The 9,273-nt window shown below is 26.8% G+C and carries 7 protein-coding genes; all 7 read left to right on the top strand.

What is annotated here, in order from left to right:
- Positions 1 to 144: 144 nt before the first annotated feature.
- A complete protein-coding gene (locus QVZ41_RS14200; protein WP_302885307.1) occupies positions 145 to 936 on the top strand; it encodes a restriction endonuclease subunit S domain-containing protein in 792 nt (263 codons plus the stop codon).
- A 215-nt stretch (positions 937 to 1,151) separates the two neighbouring features.
- Positions 1,152 to 1,613 (top strand): hypothetical protein, encoded by a 462-nt coding sequence (locus QVZ41_RS14195; RefSeq protein WP_302885306.1) that lies wholly within the window; start codon positions 1,152 to 1,154, stop codon positions 1,611 to 1,613.
- A 218-nt stretch (positions 1,614 to 1,831) separates the two neighbouring features.
- Positions 1,832 to 2,575: a hypothetical protein gene (locus QVZ41_RS14190; protein ID WP_302885304.1), complete on the top strand. Its 744-nt coding sequence runs from the start codon at positions 1,832 to 1,834 to the stop codon at positions 2,573 to 2,575.
- A gap of 206 nt (positions 2,576 to 2,781) precedes the next feature.
- Positions 2,782 to 3,327 carry an FEKKY domain-containing protein gene (locus QVZ41_RS14185; protein ID WP_302885303.1) on the top strand — a complete coding sequence of 182 codons (546 nt, stop codon included), beginning with the start codon at positions 2,782 to 2,784 and terminating at the stop codon, positions 3,325 to 3,327.
- Between the two features lie 239 nt (positions 3,328 to 3,566).
- Positions 3,567 to 5,471, top strand: a complete 1,905-nt coding sequence (locus QVZ41_RS14180; RefSeq protein WP_302885302.1) for a P-loop NTPase fold protein — start codon at positions 3,567 to 3,569, stop codon at positions 5,469 to 5,471.
- 873 nt (positions 5,472 to 6,344) lie between these two features.
- Positions 6,345 to 7,178, top strand: a complete 834-nt coding sequence (locus QVZ41_RS14175) for a DUF2971 domain-containing protein (protein WP_302885301.1) — start codon at positions 6,345 to 6,347, stop codon at positions 7,176 to 7,178.
- A gap of 837 nt (positions 7,179 to 8,015) precedes the next feature.
- Positions 8,016 to 8,966, top strand: a complete 951-nt coding sequence (locus QVZ41_RS14170; RefSeq protein ID WP_302885300.1) for a hypothetical protein — start codon at positions 8,016 to 8,018, stop codon at positions 8,964 to 8,966.
- Positions 8,967 to 9,273 lie beyond the last annotated feature (307 nt).

Below are 9,273 nucleotides of genomic sequence, written 5' to 3'. Positions count from 1 at the left end.
AAATCTTGTTGATTTGGCTTTGTGAAATCAAAAGAAACAAATCCAAACAAAAAGCTTCGGCTTAGTACGTGTTCGAAAATCTTGTCGATTTTCAATCCCGCACAAAGCCTAGCCAAAACCGTTAGCAACAACCCAAAATGAACAATGCCGAAAAATAAATATATCGGAAATCTTGATAGTAAGTTTCAGAAAAGTAAACGAATTACTTTAGGTGAAATTATTACTCCTTCTAAGAGAGGTTCAAATATTCCTGCTGAAACTTTAGTTTTAATGCCTTCTAATGATAGTCAAATAAGACTTAAAATATTAGATAAAACAACTCCTAATAAAGGCTTTTCAATTCCATTAATATTAAATGAAAAAGGAGTTGAAAATGGAATAACTGCTAATTATTTAAATTGGTTTTTATCGAGGGATTTTGTGAAAAGTCATTTGGCTCAATTTGCAAGAGGAAGTGTATTTATTAGAATTCCAAAAAAAGAATTGTATGATTTAATAATTCCAATTCCTCCGAATTCGAAAAAATATACAAGTAAGAAAGAAATTATAATCAAAATCGAAGAAAACCCTTTTAGAAAATTAATTGGCGGATTCTATAATGATTATAGATTGAATCTAAAGAATGAGAGATTTAGAACAGCTATAATTCTTGCTGGAGCTATTTCCGAAGCTATACTATATCAGTTATTACTTGACCAAGAAACTGACAAAAAAATATTGGAAAATGACCGTTCTTTAGGATTAGGAAAATTAATTACCTACGTGAAATTACTCAAATTAGACAAAGACCTTGATTTCCCATTAAATCATTTTGAAGATATACAGAAAAAAAGAAATTCGGCTGTTCATGTTGGAATTGCAGTAAAAAAAGTTCAAGAATTTAACAAAGAGGATTTAGTATGTTTTGATCAAATAATTAAGCATTTCGGAATATAAAGGCAGTTGCTAACACCGGCTAAACTTCATGCGGGTTTAGTTCAAACTTCAAAGTTTTGTGTATATTTACTAAGTCGCCAAATCTTGTTGATTTGGCTTTGTGAAAACAAAGAAACAAATCCAAACAAAAAGCTTCGGCTTAGTACGTGTTCGAAAATCTTGTCGATTTTCAATCCCGCACAAAGCCTAGCCAAAACCGTTGTACATAAGTTGAAATGAAATATATTACATTAATAGTATTCCTGTCTTTTTTTTATATGACTGGGCAAAAATTGACTGAATTCAAAAGCAAGAATATAAATATTAAGGCTGAAAAAAATATTAAAACTGATAAATTAACAATAAAATTTGTTGAAGGATTATCAGGTTGGAAAACAACTTGGTATATTTTATTCAATGAAAACAAAATTGAGGAAAATAACTTCCCGAAAACTAAAGGAATATATTCTTTAGTTATTAACTATTCTGATAATTTATATTATTCAGAATTCATTATTTACAGGCACAACCCCATAAATGAAAATCTTGAATTTTATTTTTATGAGGAAAATAAAAGAGTTTTTTGTCGTATAAAATCTGAAAATGTTTTTGAATTGAACAAAGAGATAGTAATGAATGATTTTAATCAATCTGAAATGAAAAAAATGATAGACTCTATTCAATTAGAAAATGAATAAAAAAACCAATGTACAACACCGGCTAAACTTCATGCGGGTTTTGTGCTAACTTCAAAGTTTTGTGTATATTTACTAGGTCGCCAAATCTTGTTGATTTGGCTTTGTGAAACCAAAGAAACAAAACCAAACAAAAAGCTTCGGCTTAGTTGCGTGTTCGAAAATCTTCCCGATTTTCTTCCCGCACAAAGCCTAGCCAAAACCGTTACCTGTAAGCTTAAATGAAAAAAAATAATAAAACAAGAAAAAGATTTACATCGATATCTTCTGAAGTTAATGAAAGTCATATAAACCCTGAAAGTAAAATTATTGAATTGGACTTAAATTTTAACTTAGGCAAAAATGAAATTAAAGCTTACACTTCACATGACAAAAAACTTATTAAACCACATAAATTAGTGCACGGATATTTTGGAGAAAATAAAACTCGAATACTATCTGAAATTCCAACCAATGAAAATAATTTTTCTTTAAACTATATTGAAAATCTTAAAAATTATGATAATATAATTGCTATTGATACTAATAGCTTGAAAATTAAAGAAAACACTATATATGTTGGAATAGCTGGTCAATTAGCTATTAATATAACCGAAAACTCACTCACTTGTGATTTCAAACAAATTCCTCAAGTTTTTTTAATTGTTGAAGAAGTAACGAAATCCGAAAATTTAAATTGGAAAAACTTAATTAACTTCTTAACGAAACATAAAAACTATAATTCAAATCAAAAGTTCGGAATTATTGTAGATAGTGATTTAGGAGAACTTGATAATTTTAACCAAAGAAAGAAAGCTATAATAGATGATTTTTACTTGCCTGAAAATTTTATTTTAATCTACGCTAGCGATAAAGCCAGTGATAATTTATTAAATCTAGCTATTAAAGAATGCCATAAACGTTCTAACATTTATTTAAATGCATTCAAAGAAGAAATAGAAGAAATAAATATCGCCAACAGGTAACACCGGCTAAACTTCATGCGGGTTCTGTGCTTTCTCAAAGTTTTGTATATATTTACTAAGTCACCAAATCTTGTTGATTTAGCTTTGTGAAATTAAAAGAAACAAATCCAAACAAAAAGCTTCGGCTTAGTGCATGTTCGAAAATCTTGTCGATTTTCAACCCCGCACAAAGCCTAGCCAAAACCGTTACCCAACATTAACAAAAAATGAACAAAAGAACGAAATATATAATTCTAGCTTTAGGAATTTTAGGGTTTATATTTTTATTATATAATAAAAATTTTGCATTAGCTGAAAATAGTTTAGAGCCACCAGAATTGAAATATTCTAAATTGTTTTTTGGAATTGGAGTTTTATCAATTGGAATATTCTTTTTGAGTAAAAAAATGCGAAATTTACTAATCACATTAGCAATTTCTGGATTTACAATATGCTTGATTTTAAATATATCTCTTTCTATTCAAATTTTTGAAAGTGTTAGAATTGGGAAAATTTATGCGGAATATGGAGAATTAGACACTTGTGAAAAGATGGAAAAAAGATTTGCAACTGATTTAAAAAATAAAAAAATTAAATATTTTCAATGTTTAACTAGCTTTAACCCTGAATTAGAAAAGATATTAAAAAATGAGTATAACATTGAAACATTCGGAATGAATTGTGAAACTGAATCTGAAAAGGAATGCTATAATAAATTAGTTAAAAAATATTTAAAAAAGGAACATAATAAATCCTTTATAGATAATTTGTAAATATAAAAACTGAATAAAACGTTGGGTAACACCGGCTAAACTTCATGCGGGTTTTGTGTTTACTTCAAAGTTTTGTGTATATTTACTAAGTCGCCAAATCTTGTTGATTTGGCTTTGTGAAACCAAAGAAACAAATCCAAACAAAAAGCTTCGGCTTAGTACGTGTTCGAAAATCTTGTCGATTTTCAATCCCGCACAAAGCCTAGCCAAAACCGTTGTAGCTAATACAAATCAAAAAAATGAACAAACATATTGTTGATTACTTGAATTACTATATAAATATTGAAAATCCTCAATACGCTATTCTTATAAATGGAAGTTGGGGTTCAGGAAAAACTTTTTTTATAAAAGAACAATTAAAAACTTGGGAAGAAGAAAAAGATGATAGTCAAGAAACAATTACCTTACAGCCCATATATGTTAGTTTAAATGGTATATCAACTATTAAACAAATTAATGAAAAAATAAGAGCTGAGATAAGCCCTATTCTTCATTCAAAAGGAATGAAGGTTGCTAAAAATATATTTAAAGGTTTTTTGAAAACGGCTATAAAAATTGACATTGATTTTGATAATAATGATAAAAGTGATGGCAATCTATCCTTTAATTTAGACTCTTTAGATATTTTTAATAGTTCTAATGATAAAATTAAAGGCAAAAAAATATTAATTTTTGATGATATTGAAAGATGTAAAATTGATACTGATGAAATCTTTGGTTTTATAAACTACTATGTTGAACATTTATCCTGTAAAGTAATCCTCTTATCTGATGAAAACAAAATTAAACTAAAATATAATGATTCCGAATCAAAAATAAAATATAAAGATTTCAAGGAAAAACTCATAGGTCAGACTTTTTATATTGAAAGTGACATTGATTCTGCGATTTCTTATTTTTTTAAACAAACCAAACAAAGAAATAAAAATTTAGATTTAGATAGTCACAAAGAGTTAATAATTCATCTATTTAAGACCTCTAAACTAGAAAACCTTAGAGTCTTAAAACAAGCCATATTAGATTTTAGTCGTATTATCTCAAAAATAAATACACAAACAAAAGAACATGATAATTATGATGAGTTTTTAGTTAATTTTTTAGCTTATTTTATAATTGTATATGCAGAATTGAAGACAGGTAATAATCAATATAAAGAATTCAAAAAAACATTCAGTTTATTGGATGAAGATAATACTTCTGAAAATTCATTAAACACAAAATATAAAGAAATATTTAGCGAGTACAATATATATGATTCTACATATACTTTTCCAATTATAGAATTATATAATTATATAGAAAACGGACATATAGAAAAAGATAAATTAAATCAACTAATAAATTCAAATGCTTTTTTTAGAAAAGATGAACAAGAAGACTGGGAAAAACTATGGTATTGGTATGAATTAGAAGATAAAGAGTTTAAACTATTATCAAAATCTGTTTGGTCTCTTTTTGTAAGCGAAAAAATAAATAATATATCCGTCTTGATTCACATCACAGGTATATTTTTGAAATTAATTAATGAAAATATAATTTCAAAAGAAAAATCTTATGTTTTAAAAAAAGCCAAAAGGATCTCTATGAAAATTTTTAAAAAGGGTAATATTCCTGCACAATATTCTCTTTTTGGATTTATGAATAGTTCTCATGGCAAACAATACCATTCAAATGAAACTGAAGAATTCAAATTACTCAAAAATTATATTGAATCTTTAGTTATCAAAAATCAATCAAATAAAACTAAGTCCTATTTAAAAGATTATTTTGAGAACATCAATGAAGATTCAATTAAAAACATATATAGCATACTCAAAGAAATAACTCCTGAATCAAATACGACATATGAAAATACAGCGATTTTCGAATATGTTAACGGAAAAAAATTAGGAGAAAAAATAAAATTATTGAGTAATAAATCATTGCTCAGTTTTAAACACTTTTTACATTCCAGATATTATCCAGAAGAGAAGTACACAAATGTATCACTTCAAAGTTATCACAAAAATGATATAAAATGTCTGTCTGAATTAATTATAATTCTTAAAAAAAATATAAAAAAAAGAGATTTAATTAAAAATAAAATTATCTCTCTTTTTTCGAATGACTTGGAGAATATAATTATAAAATTAAATAAACTATAAAAGTACTAGCTACAACACCGGCTAAACTTCATGCGGGTTTTGTTCTTACTTCAAAGTTTTGTGTATATTTACTAAGTCGCCAAATCTTGTTGATTTGGCTTTGTGAAAACAAAGAAACAAAACCAAACAAAAAGCTTCGGCTTAGTTGCGTGTTCGAAAATCTTGTCGATTTTCAATCCCGCACAAAGCCTAGCCAAAACCGTTACCTTAAACAACTCGTAAAATTTCGGTCGAAATTTACGCAGTTATTTAATGGAAGTTTTTTTAAGTATTTGAAACCAATTCTCACGCAAAAAATTTAAAAACGAAACTTTTATTTAAATCGAAAATTATTAGGTTTTATGAAAAAGTAATAGTGAAAAATCAACTTTTTTATTAGCTGATAAATATTGATTTTATATCGTTGTGTTTTTCTTTGCGTAAAAACTTTATTTGAAAATTATACAATCTTTGATAATTTTTACTTACTGAAAAATCCGTTAAAATTATGTTACGAACTGAACTGTTTGTGTAAATCTAATTCTTTGAAAATATTCATATAAAACGAAAAATTGTGTCATAAAGTTACGTGTTGAACTGTACGCTAGAAATACTTCGTTGATAATTAATTAGTAATCGATAAATATTTAAAAGCAGGATGTGGAAATTATCTCAGAAATACGATTTTAAAGTCGTTGCGTAGGTTTTGGAAACTTCTTCTATCCTATTTAACTTTTCTGTCTGAAAAGTTGCATAAGGTAACACCGGCTAACAAAAAAAGCTAATTTGTTGCTTTCCCAATGTCGGTTCTCTTCTTTTTTCTGTATTTTAGGTCGAAAATTAATCGGCTTACTAAACGCTTCGTTTGCTAGCCAAAACCGTTACCTGTAAAGTATGAATATCCTTCAAGAAATAGATAATGTTTTTGCTGATGAAAAAATAGTCTATCATTATACAAAAACTCAAACAGCATTTGAACATATTTTACATTCAAATCATTTGAAATTATCTATTCGAAAAACATCTATCGACCCAATCGAAAATATAATTAACCCTATAATTACTAATTATATTACTGAAAATAATTCTATTACAAATGAGGAACAAAATGAGATTTCAGAATTTGTTACACGAAATTTAAAAAATATTAGACAAGTATGTTTTTGTAAAAATGACCAAAATATTAACATAAATAATTCTCAAAAAATCCCTTATGAATATTATGGTTTTATGAAACCTCGAATGTGGGATCAATATGGAGATAAATACAATGGAGTCTGTCTAGCATTCGATATCGAAAAACTTAAAAAAAATAACCCTGAAATAGAATCTAATAATATTGAATATATAAGTTATCACGATTTCAAAAAGGATATTTTTAGTATTGAGCATTCTGAAGTCAAAGAAATAGGAATGGAAAAGTATTGTGAAAAAATATTATCAAATATGAAGAAATATTCTTTCCTAAAACATCAAGATTATTCTGGTGAAAACGAATATCGTTTTATTTCACTTGATAAAAACTATTTGAATATAAAAGATAGTTTAAAAGCAATTATTGTATCTGAAAGAAATTTATCGCCTTTTGCAAGGCAACAACTCGAAAATTTTGCGGAAATTAATAATATTAAATATTTTCAAATTAATTGGGAAAGCAGTGGTGTTAGAATTTCATCATTAGAGAATTTACAAAGTATTCGAAATTTTTATAAGCAAATCAAACGATAAAACTCTACAGGTAACACCGGCTAAACTTCATGCGGGTTTTGTGCCAATTTCAAAGTTTTGTGTATATTTACTAAGCCGCCAAATCTTGTTGATTTGGCTTTGTGAAACCAAAGAAACAAATCCAAACAAAAAGCTTCGGCTTAGTACGTGTTCGAAAATCTTGTCGATTTTCTTCCCGCACAAAGCCTAGCCAAAACCGTTAGCCTAAACAGGAAATTTCGGTCGAAATTTCCGCAGATAAATTAATTCTTAACTTTTCTTGAAGCATTCTGAAACCAATTTTAACGCAAAAAATTAAAGTCTGAAACTTTTCTATAAACTGATAATTTATTGACTTTTTTAAAGAAAATTATTTGTTAAAAAAACTACTTTTTTGTGGCTGAAAATTATTGAGTTTTCTCAACTCCTAAAAAATAACGTGCTGAATTGTGTGTGAAAAAGTGAATAAATTTTCATTCTTAATTCTTTGAAAAAAAATCTATCAAAATAAAAATTGTGTTAAAAATTGCGTGCTGAACTGTACGCAAAAAATGTTTAATTGATACTTTTTTTATGCCGAAAAATATTAACAAACAAAACGTTGAATTTTATCGTAACAACGCGATTTGAAAAGTAGCAACGCTGAAAAAAATAAGGATAATGCATTTTTTCAATAAAAACATTTTCGTGGCTGAAAACTGAAAAACTGCATAGGCTAACAACAGCTAAAAAACAAAGCTTTTTTTGTGCTTTCATAAAGTTGGTTTTCTTTTTATTTTGTGTAGTTTTAAGTTTGAAAATTAATCGGCTAGTCTAACGCTTCGTTTCCTAGCTAAAACCGTTGCCAAACATTTGAAAATGAAAAAAAATAGATTTATATCTAAGTTTGAAAACAAATCAAACTCCGATTTAAATGAAATAATTTCAAATAGAAAAATATATACTGAACAAGCTATTGAAGCTGCGTTTATATTATTAAAACAAAGAGAAAATAATATATTTTCAGAAGAAACTAAACCATTAAAAAAAGATTTATTAACAAATAATAATGACTCTCTAAAACAACCGACAAAAGAAACATATGAATTTAAAACTTCCTTTTTTTATAAAATGAAGTTTATCCTTTTTGTAACCCTTATTTTTTATTTCTTTATAGAAAGTTATAATAAAAATAATGATAGAGGAATGTTACTTTTTGGTTCACTTACTATCCTAGGTTTATATATTCTTTACAAAATATTTAAAAATAAAATTCAAATCAAAATAACAAGTGTAGGATTTTGGTCAGAAGACTCTGGTTTTATAAGTTGGAATGAAATTGAAACGATACTAATTCCCAAAAAAACATTTCTTGATTATTTGAATAGATATAGTCGAGAATATATATTTCTTTATTTGAAAAAAGATTCCAATACGGAGCCTTCATATCAAATAGACATAAAAGGTTTATCTAATAAAAAAACTTTAAGGGAAATCTCTCAATACTATCTCAAAACTGAAAAAACTCATGATTTTGAAAAAGAAACCATCATATTAAAATCATCTAGTGGAAATTCAACAATTTATGATACAGAAAAAACAATATTATATTGGAAAGAAAATAGTAATAAAATAATACTTTTTGCCCTAGGATTTTCTTTCATATTTCCGTTCATTGATAAATACATATTTAATGATAACTCACCGTTAATTGATAAATATGGCTATTTTAATTCTGTCATTTTTATCATGATATTGCTAGCCATTATTATGATTATTTTCTATTTCTATTTTATATCTAAACATAAACAAATAAATAAAAAACGTTAGGCAACACCGGCTAAACTTCATGCGGGTTTTGTGCTTACTTCAAAGTTTTGTGTATATTTACTAAGTCGCCAAATCTTGTTGATTTGGCTTTGTGAAATCAAAGAAACAAAACCAAACAAAAAGCTTCGGCTTAGTTGCGTGTTCGAAAATCTTGTCGATTTTCAACCCCGCACAAAGCCTAGCCAAAACCGTTGTGGTGCATTTGAGAAAAAATGAAAAATGAAAAATGAAAAATACATATCGAGATTTTTAAACGGAATTTTTATTCTGATAATTGTACTTTTTATTCTTGACGGACTAACATCTT

Source organism: Wenyingzhuangia gilva, assembly GCF_030519655.1.
Lineage (GTDB): Bacteria > Bacteroidota > Bacteroidia > Flavobacteriales > Flavobacteriaceae > Wenyingzhuangia > Wenyingzhuangia gilva.
Note: the sequence above shows the minus strand (reverse complement) of the source record. Positions and strands in the feature narration are given on the sequence as shown.

Coding starts and splice junctions, on each gene's coding strand:
- QVZ41_RS14195 (WP_302885306.1), top strand. CDS start 1,152: ATGAAATATATTACATTAATAGTATTCCTGTCTTTTTTTTATATGACT.
- QVZ41_RS14185 (WP_302885303.1), top strand. CDS start 2,782: ATGAACAAAAGAACGAAATATATAATTCTAGCTTTAGGAATTTTAGGG.
- QVZ41_RS14175 (WP_302885301.1), top strand. CDS start 6,345: ATGAATATCCTTCAAGAAATAGATAATGTTTTTGCTGATGAAAAAATA.
- QVZ41_RS14180 (WP_302885302.1), top strand. CDS start 3,567: ATGAACAAACATATTGTTGATTACTTGAATTACTATATAAATATTGAA.
- QVZ41_RS14190 (WP_302885304.1), top strand. CDS start 1,832: ATGAAAAAAAATAATAAAACAAGAAAAAGATTTACATCGATATCTTCT.
- QVZ41_RS14170 (WP_302885300.1), top strand. CDS start 8,016: ATGAAAAAAAATAGATTTATATCTAAGTTTGAAAACAAATCAAACTCC.
- QVZ41_RS14200 (WP_302885307.1), top strand. CDS start 145: ATGCCGAAAAATAAATATATCGGAAATCTTGATAGTAAGTTTCAGAAA.